14 protein-coding genes are annotated in these 13,786 nt (G+C 68.4%); 4 read left to right on the top strand and 10 right to left on the bottom strand.

The window, feature by feature from the left end; all coding sequences use genetic code 11:
* Positions 1-23 precede the first annotated feature (23 nt).
* Positions 24-581: a helix-turn-helix domain-containing protein gene (locus ACH413_RS39265; protein ID WP_360046154.1), complete on the bottom strand. Its 558-nt coding sequence runs from the start codon at positions 579-581 to the stop codon at positions 24-26.
* Positions 582-675: 94 nt separating this feature from the next.
* On the opposite strand from ACH413_RS39265, the gene ACH413_RS39260 reads away from it, so the two are divergent.
* Positions 676-1,314 carry a DUF2238 domain-containing protein gene (locus tag ACH413_RS39260; RefSeq protein WP_360046152.1) on the top strand — a complete coding sequence of 213 codons (639 nt, stop codon included), beginning with the start codon at positions 676-678 and terminating at the stop codon, positions 1,312-1,314.
* On the opposite strand, the gene ACH413_RS39255 is transcribed toward ACH413_RS39260, so the two are convergent.
* Positions 1,205-1,696, bottom strand: coding sequence for a hypothetical protein (locus ACH413_RS39255; RefSeq protein ID WP_143139052.1), 492 nt, complete (start codon positions 1,694-1,696; stop codon positions 1,205-1,207). The two genes, ACH413_RS39260 and ACH413_RS39255, sit on opposite strands and share 110 nt — an antisense overlap.
* A gap of 47 nt (positions 1,697-1,743) precedes the next feature.
* The gene (locus tag ACH413_RS39250; protein WP_360046150.1) at positions 1,744-3,258 is read right to left on the bottom strand and encodes an NAD(P)/FAD-dependent oxidoreductase; all 1,515 of its coding nucleotides are present in this window, start codon (positions 3,256-3,258) and stop codon (positions 1,744-1,746) included.
* Between the two features lie 65 nt (positions 3,259-3,323).
* Between ACH413_RS39250 and fdhD the strand changes: the two genes are divergently transcribed.
* The 3 genes from fdhD to ACH413_RS39235 are packed head-to-tail and all read left to right on the top strand — an operon-like array spanning position 3,324 to position 6,174.
* Positions 3,324-4,151, top strand: a complete 828-nt coding sequence (gene fdhD, locus ACH413_RS39245; RefSeq protein WP_360046148.1) for a formate dehydrogenase accessory sulfurtransferase FdhD — start codon at positions 3,324-3,326, stop codon at positions 4,149-4,151.
* Entirely contained in the window at positions 4,138-5,256 is a 1,119-nt protein-coding gene (locus ACH413_RS39240; RefSeq protein ID WP_360046146.1) for a CaiB/BaiF CoA-transferase family protein, read from the top strand. Before fdhD ends, ACH413_RS39240 begins: the two co-directional genes overlap by 14 nt.
* A gap of 39 nt (positions 5,257-5,295) precedes the next feature.
* Positions 5,296-6,174: an alpha/beta hydrolase-fold protein gene (locus tag ACH413_RS39235; protein ID WP_360046144.1), complete on the top strand. Its 879-nt coding sequence runs from the start codon at positions 5,296-5,298 to the stop codon at positions 6,172-6,174.
* Here the strand turns inward: ACH413_RS39235 and ACH413_RS39230 are convergent.
* The 7 genes from ACH413_RS39230 to tig all read right to left on the bottom strand — a co-directional run bounded on the left by ACH413_RS39230 (position 6,171) and on the right by tig (position 13,622).
* A complete protein-coding gene (locus tag ACH413_RS39230; RefSeq protein WP_360046142.1) occupies positions 6,171-7,469 on the bottom strand; it encodes a serine hydrolase domain-containing protein in 1,299 nt (432 codons plus the stop codon). The two genes, ACH413_RS39235 and ACH413_RS39230, sit on opposite strands and share 4 nt — an antisense overlap.
* A 19-nt stretch (positions 7,470-7,488) precedes the next feature.
* Positions 7,489-8,688 carry a serine hydrolase domain-containing protein gene (locus ACH413_RS39225; RefSeq protein WP_360046140.1) on the bottom strand — a complete coding sequence of 400 codons (1,200 nt, stop codon included), beginning with the start codon at positions 8,686-8,688 and terminating at the stop codon, positions 7,489-7,491.
* A 22-nt stretch (positions 8,689-8,710) separates the two neighbouring features.
* On the bottom strand, positions 8,711-9,289 hold the full coding sequence (locus ACH413_RS39220) for an alpha/beta hydrolase (RefSeq protein WP_360046138.1): 579 nt from the start codon (positions 9,287-9,289) through the stop codon (positions 8,711-8,713).
* A gap of 77 nt (positions 9,290-9,366) precedes the next feature.
* Positions 9,367-10,647 carry an ATP-dependent Clp protease ATP-binding subunit ClpX gene (clpX, locus tag ACH413_RS39215; protein ID WP_093605708.1) on the bottom strand — a complete coding sequence of 427 codons (1,281 nt, stop codon included), beginning with the start codon at positions 10,645-10,647 and terminating at the stop codon, positions 9,367-9,369.
* Positions 10,648-10,892: 245 nt separating this feature from the next.
* Positions 10,893-11,507 carry an ATP-dependent Clp protease proteolytic subunit gene (locus ACH413_RS39210; protein WP_090071479.1) on the bottom strand — a complete coding sequence of 205 codons (615 nt, stop codon included), beginning with the start codon at positions 11,505-11,507 and terminating at the stop codon, positions 10,893-10,895.
* A gap of 35 nt (positions 11,508-11,542) precedes the next feature.
* Positions 11,543-12,130 carry an ATP-dependent Clp protease proteolytic subunit gene (locus tag ACH413_RS39205; protein WP_189160236.1) on the bottom strand — a complete coding sequence of 196 codons (588 nt, stop codon included), beginning with the start codon at positions 12,128-12,130 and terminating at the stop codon, positions 11,543-11,545.
* 145 nt (positions 12,131-12,275) lie between these two features.
* A complete protein-coding gene (tig, locus tag ACH413_RS39200; protein WP_360046136.1) occupies positions 12,276-13,622 on the bottom strand; it encodes a trigger factor in 1,347 nt (448 codons plus the stop codon).
* Between the last annotated feature and the right edge of the window lie 164 nt (positions 13,623-13,786).

The raw sequence follows: 13,786 nt of genomic DNA, 5'->3' as shown, positions 1-13,786 counted from the left end.
TGATGAATCCCCTCAGTTAGGACTTACTCCGGCGAAACGGTCGTGCTGACGAAGAAGCGCACCGCTCGGGCGCCTTCAGGTCGCGACTCCGGGTTCTCCACGCGCTCGTCGTAGCGATCGAGCAACGCCCGTATCCCTTGCTGAACCTCGCGCAACTCCTCACGCGTCAGGAACGTCGTGGCGCTGCTGATCCCCCAGTGATCGCGCCACTCCTCCGACAGGTGCTCGTGCTGGCGCGCGTATTCGCGGATGCGCTCGAACTCCTGGTCCAGGTAGGCCATCTCAGCGGCCTCGGCAGCCAGTGCCCCTTCGTCGTCGAGGCCTTCGGTCGAGATCATCTGGTGACGCGTGACGATCCGCCACGGCTTCTGCCTGCCCGGGCCTTCCACCTCCGCCACGAAGCCGTACTTGGCCAGCATGTTCAGGTGGTAGGAGCAGGTGGCAACGCTCTCCCCGAGCTTCACCGAGCACTGCGTGGCAGTACTCGGTCCCTGTTCGGTGAGCAGGTTGATCAGCTTCCACCGGAACGGGTGCGAGAGCGCCCGAAGCGCCTTGGGGTCACTGATGCGAGCGTCCGTCATGCCACCACGGTACCCACATCAACAAACCTTTAGCAAGGTTCCTTGATATATAAATCCTGATATAAAACCGCCCAAGATCCGCCAAGCTGTGCGCATGACCTGGGGGAAGTGGTGGCTGCTGGGCGCGTTCGGTGCGCTGGTGGCGGTGACGTGGATCAACCCGCCGTGGCCCGCCGAGCAGGCGTTGCACAGCTCGTTGACGGCGGTGGCGATCATGGCGCTGTGGCTGCTGAGACGCAGGCTGGACACCGCGCAGTGGGCGTGGGCGCTGGTTTTCCTTGCGCTGCACACGATCGCGGCGCGGTGGATCTACTCGTTCGTCCCGTACGACGACTGGACGAACGCGCTGTTCGGCGTGCGGCTGTCGGAGGCGTTCTCCTGGGACCGCAACCACTTCGACCGGCTCGTGCACTTCGCGTACGGCGTGTGCCTGACCGCGATCCTGCGGCGGAAGTGGGTGCGGTCGGTGGAGATCGTGCTCGCGACGAGCGCGCTCTACGAACTGCTGGAGTGGGCGATCGCGATGACGCTCGCGCCCGACGTCGCCGAGGCCTACAACGGCCAGCAGGGCGACATGTGGGACGCGCACGCCGACATGGCGCTGGCCGCGTTGGGCGCGCTCGTCACCAGTCTGGTGAGTTGCGCGCTACGGCGGTCACGAGCGGCAGCGACTCGATCACCGGCACCCGCAGCAGCTCCGCCGGAACGTCCGGGTCGCGCACCGGCTCGATGAGCTCGCGCAGCAACGCGCCGACGACGTCGTCCGCGGCCTGGTCGACCTCGTGGATGAGGTCGCGCAACTGGTCCGCGGCCTCGTTGAGCACCCGCGGCCGTTGCGGTTCCTCCAGCATCAACGCCGCGAGCCGCAGTACTCGGCGGCAGGTGCGCAGCCGAAGGCTCCTGCTCGCGGACTCGCGCGTGCCGGCGAGACCCAGCCGGCCGCGCGTGCGTTCGATCCACGGCTCGACCGTCTCGCGCCGCCAGATCGGGCCGGACGCGAGTTCCGCGTCCGGCTCGGGAATGCCGTGCGAGCGTCTCTTGCGCCAGACGGCCACCAGCTGCCGACTGAGCCCCATGGCGTCGGCGATCTCCGCGATTCCGTAGAAGTCCCCCACGCCGCCAACTGTAACCAGAGATGACGCGGAGTGTCATCAAAAATGTCTCAAATGCGTTCGAGAACAGCCCTCGCCGCGTTGTGGCCGCCGATGCCGCTCACGCCGCCGCCGCGCCGGGAGCCCGCACCGCAGACGAAGACGTTGTCCACATCGGTCTCCACGCCCCACTTGCCGACCTGGTCGTCGCTCTCGGCGAACGGCCAGTCGAGCTCCCCGTGGAAGATGTTGCCACCCGGCAGGCCGAGCTCCTCCTCCAGGTCCAGCGGAGTGCGCGCCTCGATGCACGGGTCGCCCTGGGCGTCGAGCGCCAGGCAGTCCTGGATCGGCTCCACGAGATGCGCGTTGAGCTGGTCGAGGTAGCGCTTCACCAGTTCGTCGCGCAGCTCGGTGTTGCGGCCCTCGAACAACGACGCCGGCAGGTGCAGGCCGAACAACGTCAGCGTCTCGTGGCCCTGCAACGACGGCCCGAGGATCGACGGATCGGTCAGCGAGTGGCAGTACATCTCGCCCGGCAGCACCGACGGCACGTGGCCGGCGGCGCTCTCCAGGTAGGCGGTCTCCAGCTGGTCGTAGGACTCGTCGAGGTGGAACGTGCCGGCGAACGCCACCCGCGCGTCGACGCCGGACTTCAGCTCGGGCAGCCTGCGCAGCAACATGTTGATCTTCAACTGACAGCCCGGCGCGTCGTGGACTTCGAGCCCCCGCAACCGTCCCAGCACCGACGGCGCCACGTTGGACAGCACGAACCGGGCCTCGACGGTCGTGTCGCCGTAGGTCACCGAAGCGGTCTTGCCGTCCGACTCGACGGAGGTGACCTCGGCGCCGGTGATGATCCGCACACCGGCCTCGCGCGCGACCCGTTCCAGCTCGGCGGTGACCCCGCCCATGCCGCCGACCGGGACCTTCCACTCACCGGTGCCGTTGCCGATCACGTGGTAGAGGAAGCACTTGTTGGCGCGCAACGAATGCAGCGACGAGTGCGTGCCGATCAACGCGTCCGTGGCGACGACCCCGCGCACCAGGTTGTTGTCGAACAGCTCCTGCAGCGTCGCGCCGATCGGCCGTTCGAAGACCTGCTCCCACAACCGGCCGCGCACCACCTTGTCGACGTGCACGCGCAGATGTTCCCGTGACACCAACGGTTCCAAAAGAGTCGGCGCCAGCGCCTCCGCCATCAGCTCCAGGTCGGCGTACCAGCGCTGCCACCGCTCCCAGTCCTCCAGCGACCCGCAGACGGCCTCGAACGAGGCCACCGTCGCCGCGCCGGGCGAGCGTTCGACCAGCAGCCCGCGCTTGCCGTTCGGCGTGTAGGACGAGGCCGAACGAGACTTCAAAGCCAGCTTCAGCCCCAGATCCGACACGATCCGATCGGGCAGCAGCGACACGAGGTACGAGAAGCGCGAGAGCCGGGCGTCGACGCCCTCCCACGGCGAGGCGCTCACCGCCGCCCCGCCGACGTGCGGCAGCTTCTCCAGCACCCTGACCGATTTCCCCGCTCTGGCGAGGTACGCGGCCGCCACCAGCCCGTTGTGGCCGCCCCCGACGATCACGACGTCGTCCATGCCCCGGAATCCCTCCCACGTAGCCTGGTCGGTGGGGAACATAGCGTTCCGAAGGAGATGTGCACATGGGCCGAGTGACGGTGCGCCGAGCGGTCGAACGCGTGTCGCCGAGCGGTCGTCGGCGCAGGATCGACGCGCTCGCCGCCGAGGAGCCGCTGGAGCTGCGGGTCGACGGGAAGGCGTTGGCGGTCACGATGCGCACGCCCGGCCACGACGTCGAGCTCGCGCACGGCTTCCTGCTCAGCGAAGGCGTCATCGGGTCGTTGGAGGACATCTCGATCGCGCGGTTCTGCGAGGGCACCGGGCCGGACGGGATGAACACCTACAACGTGCTGGACGTCGCGCTGGCCGAGGGTGTGCCGCCGCCGGACACCGGGGTGGAGCGGAACTTCTACACCACGTCGTCGTGCGGGGTGTGCGGCAAGGGCGCGCTGGACGCGGTGAAGCTCAAGACCCGCTACTCGCCCGCGCTGGACGAGGTGAAGGTCACGCCCGAGGCGCTGACGGGATTCCCGGACGCGTTGCGGGAGCGGCAGAAGGTCTTCGAGAGCACCGGCGGGCTGCACGCGGCCGGGCTGTTCGTCGACGGCGAGCTGCTGGTCGTGCGTGAGGACGTGGGGCGGCACAACGCCGTGGACAAGGTGCTGGGCTGGGCGGTGTTGCAGAACCTGGTTCCGTTGCGCGGCGCGGTGCTGATGGTGTCCGGACGGGCTTCGTTCGAGCTGGTGCAGAAGGCCGCGATGTCCGGGATTCCGGTGCTCGCGGCGGTGTCGGCGCCGTCGTCGCTCGCCGTCGAACTGGCCGAGGAGCAGGGCATGACGCTCGTCGGCTTCCTGCGCGGCGACTCGATGAACGTCTACACCGGTGGGGAGCGCGTGGTTGAGACCGCTTGACGGTGTCGTGGTGGTGAGCCTGGAGCAGGCCGTCGCGGTGCCGTACGCGACGCGGTTGCTGGCTGATCTCGGCGCTCGGGTCATCAAGATCGAACGGCCTGGCTCCGGTGACTTCGCGCGCCACTACGACTCGTCGTGCGGCGAGGTGTCGTCGTACTTCGCGTGGACGAACGTCGGCAAGGAGTCGGTGTCCCTGGACATCAACCACCCCGACGGCCGTGAGGTGCTGGAACGGCTTGTGGCGCGCGCTGACGTACTGCTGTGCAACCTGTCGCCACGGGTGTGGGAGCGGCTCGCGCTGGAGCTGCCCTCGACGTTGATCGTCGGTGAGCTGTCCGGCTACGGCTGGGACGGCCCGTACGCGGACCGCAAGGCGTTCGACGCGCTGGTGCAGTCCGAGGCCGGGCTGGTGTCGCTGACCGGGGAGGGCGACGTGATGGCCCGCGCCGGGATCTCGGTCGCGGACATCGCGGCGGGCGTCCAGTTGCAGGCCGCGGTGCTGGCGGCGTTGCTGCAACGCGGCCGGACGGGTGAAGGCGCACGACTGCGGTTGTCACTCTTCGCGGCCATGGCGGAGTGGATGCACCAGCCGATGCTCTACGCCGCCGGAACGGGTGCGGCGGCCCCGCGGTCGGGCGCGCACCATCCGAGCATCGCGCCGTACGGGCCGGTGGCCTGTGCGGACGGCGCCGTGCACCTGGCCGTGCAGAACGACGGGCAGTGGCAGCGCCTGTGCGACCTGATCGGGCTCGCTCCGGAGGAGAGGTTCGCCACAGTGGCGTCCCGCGTGGAGCTGCAGAAACTGCTCGAACAGGCGTTTTCGGACCTCACCGCGGCGGAGTTGCTGACCACTTTGGACGCCGCCGACGTGCCGGCCGCGCTGACCCGCCCGATCACCGACCTGCCGTCGCACCCGCAGCTCGACACCTGGGTTGACGTGCGCGTTCCCGGTGGAACGGCCCGGATGCTGCCGCCGCCGGTGGCCGGTTTCGAGTGGTCACCGGGTGCGGTCCCGGCACTCGGCGAGCACAATCAGGACGTGCTGACGTGGTTGGGCTATTCGAGTGAGGAACTGTCTGCCTTACGCGTGCGTTCCGTCCTCTGAGTAGGAAACGAGGAACGGTGCCCACGCGATGAGGTGAGCATGGGGGAACCGAGGTACAGCCGCCGCACCCTCCTGGCGGCGATCGGCGTGGTCATCGCGACAGCCACCGGCGTCGCGACGTACGTGTCGTCGTCCAACGCCGTGGAGCAGCAGATCGCGACCGCGGACCGGGTGAGGACCGCCTCGGCCGCGAAACCGGCGATCCGCTTCGAGCGCGTGTACTCCGTCGCCCGCCACCGCGACGTCACCCTCGCCTTCTACCTCCCGGCCGGCGTGAACCCCCGCGGCCTGCCGATGTCGATCCTGCTGCACGGCCTGAACGGCGACGCCAAGCACGCCGCCGTGGGCAACCTGCCCGACGTCCTGGCCGCCGCCGTCGCCAAGGGCTCGGTGCCCGCGTTCGGCTTCGTCGCGGTCGACGGAGGCAACAACTACTGGCACGAGAACATCCCCGGCGACGACCCGATGGCCATGCTGCTCGACGAGGTCCCGCGCTGGCTCAAGGACCGCGGCTACGGCGAGCCGTTCGCGGTGACGGGGGTGTCGATGGGCGGCTTCGGTTCGCTGCTCTACGCCCGCCGCCGGGCCGAGCGCGGCGACCCGATCGCGGCCGCCGCGGTCATCTCCCCCGGCCTGATCACCACGTGGCCGGAGATGGCGAAGCGGCGGGCGTTCAAGGACGAGGGCGAGTGGACGTCGCTCGACCCGTTGCGCCACATCAGGTCCACCGGCCCGACCGCGCTGGGTGTGTGGATCGGCGACCGCGACAAGTTCATCGAGGGCACCCGCCGGTTCATCCGCGAGGTGCGGCCAGAGGCGAGCGCGGTGAAGGGCGGCGGCCACGACGACGGGCTGTACCGGAAGGTGACGCCCGACGTCGTCCAATTCCTCGCCAAGTACGCGAAGCGCGCCGTTTAGACCCGGCGGGCCGCCCGGCCCCAGTGCAGCCACTTCACCTGGTCCTGCTCGTCGCGGCCGCACAGCACGACCACCGGGTGGAACCCGTTCTCCTCCTCGACGGCGATCAACGCGTCGTGCCGCAGGCCGGTGTACTCGTGCTCGTCGCCGTCGACGAAGGACTCCCAGCCCGGGTCGAGCACCACGTACCGCAGCTTCACCCGGCCGCCGTCGCCTTCGGTGACGTGCCTCTCCAGCCCGGTGGAGCGGTAGACGCCGACGACCCTCTCGACGTCGACCGGCACCGGCAGCACCGGCGGCGTGGGAAAGTCGGGCACGGTGACGCCCGCCAGGTCGCCCAGCACCTCGTCGAAGACCGCGCGCACCAGCGGCAGGGGCGGTCCGCCGTTCGTGAGGATCGCGACCGCGAGTCCGGCTTCCGGAACCACCCGCAGGAAGGCCCGGAATCCCACGGTCGATCCGGTGTGGCCCATTCCGGTGACTCCGCCGGGGTAGTCGTGCAACATCCAGCCGAGCCCCTGCTCGCCGTTGTAGCCGAAGTCCGGCGGCACGACCTGAGGCTCGCGCATCGCGTCGAACTCGCTGGTGCCGAGGTGCATGCGCACGAACTCCAGCAGATCCCGTGCGCTCATCGCGAGCACCGTTCCCGCCGGGGCGTCGCTCTCGGCCATCAGCCTGTCCGCGGGCTTGGGCTCCGCGCCCGTGTGCCCCGTCGCGCACGTCTGGGCGGCGTACTCGGCGTGGCTCACGGCGGCGGTGCGCAGGCCGAGCGGGTCGATCAGGCGTTCCCGGAGCACGGTGCGGAAAGGCTTGCCGCGCAACACTTCCACGATCCGGCCGAGCAACGTGAAGCCGCTGTTGCAGTAGGTGTAGAGCTCGCCCGGCGGGACCTCCTGGCGCGCCTCCGCCAAGCGCACGACGTACTTCTCCAGCATGTCGTCGCCGTTGCCGGTGTCGTGGAACAGGTCGCCCTGGAAGCCCGCGGTGTGCGCGAGGAGGTGGCGCGGCGTGATGATCCGCGCGGCCTCCTCGTCGGCGAGCTTGAACTCCGGCAACACGTCGCGCACCGGGCGGTCGAGGTCGAGCAGTCCCTCGTTCACCAGCTCCTGGACGAGCGTCGCCGTCCAGACCTTGGTGATCGACCCGATCTGGAAGATGGAGTCGCTCGTCACCTTCTCGCCGGTGACGTTGTTCAGCACACCTGCTGCCACATCAGTGATTTCGCCGTTGTGCAGCACCGCGACCTGGGCGCCGACGACACCGTGTTCCGCGATCAGTTCGTCCAGATTGATCATGCTTCTCCCCCAGGAGTTCTCAGATTCGGACGGCCGCCCGTCCGAAGTGCAGAAGGTCGTTCTTGAGCACCAGCACGGTGTGCGGCTCGTCCACGGCGATCACCGCGTCGGAACGCAGAGCCACGAACTCGCGCACGTCGTCGTCCAGGTCGACCTGCACGCGGCCGTGATCTGCCTGTGTGACAACCACTTCATGGCCGGCGCAGCGATATGTTCCGAGGAAGCGCCCGTCCACCGCTTCGGGCGCGGCGGGCGGCCTCGCCGGCTCCGGCCTGCGCACGCCCGCGAGAACGCTGAAGACGTTCTCGATGACGTCGTCGAACACTTCGCGTGCACCGCCGCCGTTGGTGAGCAGGGCGACGGCGATCCCGCGTTCCGGTGCGATCCGCAGGAACGATGCCAGGCCTTTGTTGGCACCGTGGTGACCGATCACCACGCCGCCGGAGTAGTCCGGCAGGTCCCAGCCCAGGCCCCAGGACGCGCGATTCCCGAAGTCCGGCAAGGAGACCTGCGGCTCGCGCATGACCGCGAACGCCGGAGTCGCGAGGTGCATGCGCGCGAACGCGAGCAGGTCCCGTGCGCTCATCGCGAGCGCCGACCCGGCGGGCCAGTCGGACTCCGGTCCCGGATCGGTCACCGGTTGTCCGTCCACGTGCCCGACGGCGGCGTGCAGTGCCGCGCCCTCCGCATAGGTCGTCGCGACGGTGAGACCGAGCGGCGCGGCGATCCGTTCCTTCAGGACGGTGTTGAAAGGCTTGCCGCGCAACACTTCCACGATCCGGCCGAGCACGGTGAACCCGCTGTTGCAGTAGGACCACAGCTCGCCCGGCGGGCTGATCTGCGCAGCGTCGGCCAGGCGTGCCACGAACTTCTCGACGGCGTCGTCGCCGGAACCGGTGTCGTGGAACAGATCGCCGTCGATGCCGGACGTGTGGGTCAGCAGCTGCCGCGGCGTGACCACCGGCCGGAAGCCCGGCAGGACGTCGCGCACCGGGCGGTCGAGGTCGAGCCGGCCCTCGTTCGCGAGTTCCTGGACGAGCGTCGCCGTCCAGACCTTGGTGATCGACGCGATCTGGAAGAGCGAGTCCGGCGTCACCGGAGTGCGCGTACTGGCGTTCAGCACGCCTGCGGTGACGTCGGCGATCTCACCGTCGGTCAGGACGGCGAGCTGGGCGCCGACGACGCCGTGTTCCTCGACGAGCTCGTCAAGGTTGATCACGTTCCCCCCAAGGAAGTGACGTCTAGCGCGGTGAGAGCGGCACCGTCTTCGACCGCACCCACTTGAGCACCGCCGGCCACTCGCCGTAGCCCGCGTCGATGTTGATGTGCCCGGCACCCGGCAGCACGTCGATCTCGATCCGCAACGCCTCGGCGAGCTGCTTGGCGGCCTGCATCGAGCAGTGCGGGTCGCCCTCCCCCGCGATCAGGCGGGTCTCGGTGGCGGCGCGGCGCAGGCCGGCCGGGTCGAGCGGGGCCGGGAAGAACGACTTGATGGCCGGTTCCGGGTGGTCCAGCTCGGGCGGGGCGACCAGCAGCACGCGGTCGACGTGGGCGATGTTCTCGCGGGCCGCGTGGTGCAGCCACAGGTAGCAGCCGAGCGAGTGCGCGACGACGACCCGTTCACGATCGGCCGGCAGGGCTTCGAGGTGGGTGTCGAGCTCACCGAGCCAGGTGTCGCGGTCGGGCGCCTCGGGGCTGCTGAAGTGCGGCAGGTCGGCGAGGCCGCCGTGCTCGGACACCGTCTGGGCCAGCCAGCGCTGCCAGTGGCCGGGGCCGGAACCGGTGTAGCCGTGGAGCAGGAGCACGTGAGGCAACGACATGCCTCCACCTTAGGACCTCTCAACGACGAAGGGCGCCCGGTCGGTGACCAGGCGCCCTTTCGACTGTGAAGACGAACTCAAGCAGACTTCTCCCGACGCTCCCGGCGCGAGGGCTGCCGGGCCACGATGGTCGGGTTCACGTTCTCCTTCACCGTCTGCTCGGTGATGACGACCTTGGCGACGTCCGTGCGGCTCGGGATGTCGTACATCACGGGCAGCAGGACCTCTTCCATGATCGCCCGGAGGCCACGAGCACCGGTGCCGCGCAGGATCGCCTGGTCGGCGATCGCCTCGAGCGCGGTCTTGGTGAACTCGAGCTCGACGCCGTCCATCTCGAAGAGCTTCTGGTACTGCTTCACCAGGGCGTTCTTCGGCTCGGTGAGGATCATCACGAGCGACGGCTTGTCGAGGTTCGTGACGGAGGCGACCATCGGCAGACGCCCGATGAACTCGGGAATCAGACCGAACTTGATCAGGTCCTCCGGCATGGAGTCGGCGAAGAAGTCCGACGCCTCCACCTCGGCCTTGGAACGGACCTCGGCACCGAAGCCGAGACCGCGCTTGCCGACGCGGTCCTGGATGATCTTCTCCAGGCCTGCGAACGCACCCGCCACGATGAACAGCACGTTCGTCGTGTCGATCTGGATGAACTCCTGGTGCGGGTGCTTGCGGCCGCCCTGCGGAGGCACCGATGCCGTCGTGCCTTCCAGGATCTTCAGCAGTGCCTGCTGAACGCCCTCACCGGAGACGTCGCGCGTGATCGACGGGTTTTCACTCTTCCGAGCGATCTTGTCGACCTCGTCGATGTAGATGATGCCCGTCTCGGCGCGCTTCACGTCGTAGTCAGCGGCCTGGATGAGCTTCAGGAGGATGTTCTCGACGTCCTCACCGACGTACCCGGCCTCCGTCAGCGCCGTCGCGTCGGCGATGGCGAACGGCACGTTCAGCATCTTCGCGAGCGTCTGCGCGAGGTAGGTCTTGCCGCACCCGGTCGGGCCGAGCATCAGGATGTTCGACTTCGCCAGCTCGACGCCGTCGTCACGACCCTCGCGCCCGCGGTCGCCCGCCTGGATGCGCTTGTAGTGGTTGTAGACGGCGACGGACAGGGTGCGCTTGGCGTCACTCTGGCCGATGACGTACTGGTCGAGGAACTCGTGGATCTCGGCGGGCTTCGGCAGCTCGTCGAGCTTCACGTCACCGGCTTCGGCCAGCTCCTCCTCGATGATCTCGTTGCAGAGATCGATGCACTCATCGCAGATGTAAACGCCGGGGCCGGCGATGAGCTTCTTCACCTGCTTTTGGCTCTTTCCGCAGAAAGAGCACTTCAGCAAGTCGCCGCCGTCACCGATACGCGCCATGACCGCTGACCTATGTCCCCTCCGGCGCACACCTGCTGTAGTGCGCCTGCTGACTTGCTGTGGCAGTCCCACTGGCTGTGGGTGCTGAGCCCGTTCTCCTGACGGTACCTGGCCGACCCCGTTTCAGGGGAGGACCCGCGGCCCCCCGACGCGCCGATCAGGCCAGATAACCGGTCACATCGGCGTGTCGGGTGGGCGCGCAGTGCCCGGGGGCTGGGGATTCCCAGCCCTCAGGACGACCGCGCTCAGGACTTGGCGGAAAGCTTGCGGTAGGGCAGCACCGTGTCGACGATGCCGTACTCCCTGGCCTCCTCGGCCGTCAGAATGCGGTCGCGCTCGATGCTCTCGCGAACCTCCTCCGCCGTCCGGTTCGTGTGCCGCGCGAGGGTGGATTCCATCAGGCGGCGCACGCGCTGGATCTCGTTGGACTGGATCTCCAGGTCGGACACCTGACCGTACGCGCCCTCCATCGAAGGCTGGTGGATCAGGATTCGCGCGTTGGGCAGTGCGTGGCGCTTACCGGGCGTGCCAGCGGCCAGCAGCACGGCCGCGGCGGAGGCCGCCTGGCCGAGGCAGTACGTCTGGATGTCCGGGCGGACGAACTGCATCGTGTCGTAGATGGCCATCAGCGAGGTGAACGAGCCACCCGGCGAGTTGATGTACATCAGGATGTCGCGGTCGGGGTCCTCGGACTCGAGCACCAGCAGCTGCGCCATGACGTCGTTCGCCGAAGCGTCGTCAACCTGCACGCCGAGGAAGATGATGCGCTCCTCGAAGAGCTTGTTGTACGGGTTCGACTCCTTCATGCCATAGCTGGTGCGCTCGACGAACGACGGCAGCACGTACCGCGACTGAGGCATGTGGAACTGGCTCACTTGAGGTCTCCTAGCTGACGTCAGTTGTTCGAGTCGCCGACGGGCTGAGCCCTGGTGACGACCTTGTCGACGAAGCCGTACTCGAGCGCTTCCTGCGCCGTGAACCAGCGGTCGCGGTCGGAGTCGCGGGTGATGGTCTCGAGCGTCTGGCCGGTGTGCTCCGCGATGAGCTCGGCCATCTCGCGCTTGGTGCGCGTCAGCATGTCCGCCTGGATCGCGATGTCCGCGGCCGTACCGCCGACACCGGCCGACGGCTGGTGCATGAGGATCCGGGCGTGCGGAAGCGCGTGGCGCTTGCCGGGTGCGCCGGCCGAGAGCAGGAACTGCCCCATCGAGGCGGCGAGGCCCATCGCGTACGTGGCCACGTCCGGCTGGATGAGCTGCATCGTGTCGAAGATGGCCATGCCCGCCGTGACGGAACCACCCGGCGAGTTGATGTAAAGCGTGATGTCCTTCTCGGGGTCCTCTGCGGCGAGAAGCAGCAACTGAGCGGTGATCTGGTTCGCGATGCCCTCTTCGACCTGTGAACCCAGGACGATGATCCGCTCGCGGAGCAGCCGCTCGTACACCGAGTCGTTGAGGTTCATCCCGGCGGTGGCCGACCGCATCTCGGGGGTCGGGAAGGAGTGCTGCGTCACGTCTGCCTGCCTAACTCCAGGTGGAACGAATCTGGATGTCAAAACTCTCTGCGATCGACCTTAACGAAGACGGGCGGCGTCAGATGCCCGACACCGCCCGCGTTCGCTAAGGGCTTTACTTCTCCGAGTCCTCTTCGGACTTGGTCTCGCCGAAGAGCTCGTCGAGGTCCAGCTTCTGACCGGTCGAGTCGCTCACCTCAGCCTGGCGCACGACGCTCGCGAGCGCCTTGCCCCGGCGGACGTCGGCGAAGATCGCGCCGAGCTGACCGGACTGCTGCGCGCGCTTGACGTACTCGTCGGGCGAGATGCCGAAGCGCTGCGCCTGGTAGATGATCCGCTCGGTCAGCTCGCCGTCGGACACCGTGACCTGCTCGGCGTCGGCGATCGAGTCGAGCACGAGCTGCGTCTTGACGGCCTGCTCGGCGGCGGTGCGGAGCTCGGCGTCGAACTCCTCCTCCGACTGACCCTGCTCGGTCAGCCAGGCGGCGAACTTCGCGTCGTCGTGGTCGAAGGCGTGCACGGCGTCGTGCTTGCGCGCGTCGATCTCGCCCTGGACGATGCCCTCGGGCAGCGGGACCTCGGTGGTCTCCAGCAGCGCCTCGAGGACCTTGTCGCGAGCCTGCACGCCCTGCTGCATCTTCTTGACGCGGCTCAGGCGGGTCTGCAGGTCGGCCTTGAGCTCGTCGAGCGTGTCGAACTCGCTGGCGAGCTGCGCGAACTCGTCGTCGAGCTCGGGGAGCTGACGCTCCTTCACGCTGCTCAGCACCACGGTGACCTCGGCCTCGCGGCCCTCGTGCTCACCGGCGACGAGCGTCGTGGCGAAGGTCTTGGTCTCGCCGTCGGAGGCGCCGACGAGGGCGTCGTCGATGCCCTCGACGAGCTGGCCGGAGCCGACCTCGTAGGACAGGCCGCTGGTGCGTGCCTCCTCGACCTCTTCGCCGTCGACGGTGGCGGACAGGTCGACGATGACGAAGTCACCGGTCTCGACCGGGCGGGAGACGCCGGTCAGCGTGCCGAAGCGCGCGCGCAGCTCGTCGAGCTGGGTGGCCACGTCCTCGTCGGTGACCTCCTGCTCGTCGACCGTCACGGCGAGCTCGCCGAACGCGGGCACGGTGATCTCGGGACGAACGTCGACCTCGGCGGTGAACTCGAGCGTCTGACCGTCCTCGATCTTGGTGACCTCGAAGTCGGGACGGCCGAGCGTGCGCACCTCGCCTGCGTTGACGGCTTCCAGGTACTTGGCCGGGATGGCCTCCTGGATGACCTCGTCCAGGACCGGGGCGCGGCCGATGCGGTTCTCCAGAACCTTCGCGGGGGCCTTACCCGGACGGAAGCCGGGGATGCGGACCTGCTTCGCGAGCTTCCGGTACGCCTGGTCGAAGTTCGACTTGAGCTCGTCGAACGGCACCTCGACGTTGATCCGGACCCTCGTCGGGCTCAGGTGCTCGACGGTGCTCTTCAACGTGGACTCCTCGTAACGAACAAAGAACGTGCAAGACAGCCGGTACCACCACCTGGGCGCCCGGATTTCCAGCGAGTCTAGGCGAGACCCGTGCTGTGACCGCCGCCACCCCGGCGAGCACGGCCGCCCAGCGCTGTCGGGCCCGTTCGCTAACGTCGCCTCCA

This window comes from Lentzea sp. NPDC020367 (assembly GCF_044387305.1).
Taxonomy (GTDB): Bacteria; Actinomycetota; Actinomycetes; order Mycobacteriales; family Pseudonocardiaceae; genus Lentzea.
This window is presented reverse-complemented; position numbering and strand designations above follow the sequence as displayed.

Bases quoted from the DNA above. Each gene is read 5' to 3' on its own strand.
- ACH413_RS39265 (WP_360046154.1), bottom strand. From the start codon at position 581: ATGACGGACGCTCGCATCAGTGACCCCAAGGCGCTTCGGGCGCTCTCG.
- ACH413_RS39260 (WP_360046152.1), top strand. From the start codon at position 676: ATGACCTGGGGGAAGTGGTGGCTGCTGGGCGCGTTCGGTGCGCTGGTG.
- ACH413_RS39250 (WP_360046150.1), bottom strand. From the start codon at position 3,258: ATGGACGACGTCGTGATCGTCGGGGGCGGCCACAACGGGCTGGTGGCG.
- fdhD (WP_360046148.1), top strand. From the start codon at position 3,324: ATGGGCCGAGTGACGGTGCGCCGAGCGGTCGAACGCGTGTCGCCGAGC.
- ACH413_RS39235 (WP_360046144.1), top strand. From the start codon at position 5,296: ATGGGGGAACCGAGGTACAGCCGCCGCACCCTCCTGGCGGCGATCGGC.
- ACH413_RS39230 (WP_360046142.1), bottom strand. From the start codon at position 7,469: ATGATCAATCTGGACGAACTGATCGCGGAACACGGTGTCGTCGGCGCC.
- ACH413_RS39220 (WP_360046138.1), bottom strand. From the start codon at position 9,289: ATGTCGTTGCCTCACGTGCTCCTGCTCCACGGCTACACCGGTTCCGGC.
- clpX (WP_093605708.1), bottom strand. From the start codon at position 10,647: ATGGCGCGTATCGGTGACGGCGGCGACTTGCTGAAGTGCTCTTTCTGC.
- ACH413_RS39210 (WP_090071479.1), bottom strand. From the start codon at position 11,507: ATGCCTCAGTCGCGGTACGTGCTGCCGTCGTTCGTCGAGCGCACCAGC.
- ACH413_RS39205 (WP_189160236.1), bottom strand. From the start codon at position 12,130: ATGCGGTCGGCCACCGCCGGGATGAACCTCAACGACTCGGTGTACGAG.